1 pseudogene is annotated in these 354 nt (G+C 59.6%); it reads left to right on the top strand.

The features are described 5' to 3' along the window. Nucleotides 1-132: 132 nt before the first annotated feature. Nucleotides 133-354, top strand: a pseudogene (locus EN852_RS41345) (hypothetical protein); the annotation flags it as partial.

The raw sequence follows: 354 nt of genomic DNA, 5'->3' as shown, positions 1-354 counted from the left end.
CTCGGCGTTCCACTTCAATCGCCGAGCGATACCACGCGGACCGGAGCCAACCCGGCCCATTCCATCCGGGAACCCTCATCCCAATCGAGAGTTCTTGTCGGGCGAATTCACCGTTTGAACATGGCGAGAGACGTGCGGCCGAGCATCTTTGGAACGCGATCTGCTATCAGAAAGGCGGTCGCCGCCCGGACAAAGCTTGGTCGCTGGCTCGATAAACTCAAATATCTTGCGGTTGCCATCACCGCGGGTCTGGTCACGCTGGCGGCGATTAACCTGATGCCGAATCCACGGGCGCTGCGCACCATCGTCCCACACGTTTTCGATGCCGAGGATCCCGCATTTGCAAGGAGCATG

The sequence above is a fragment of the Mesorhizobium sp. M2E.F.Ca.ET.209.01.1.1 genome (assembly GCF_004010375.2).
Classification (GTDB): Bacteria; Pseudomonadota; Alphaproteobacteria; order Rhizobiales; family Rhizobiaceae; genus Mesorhizobium.
This window is presented reverse-complemented; position numbering and strand designations above follow the sequence as displayed.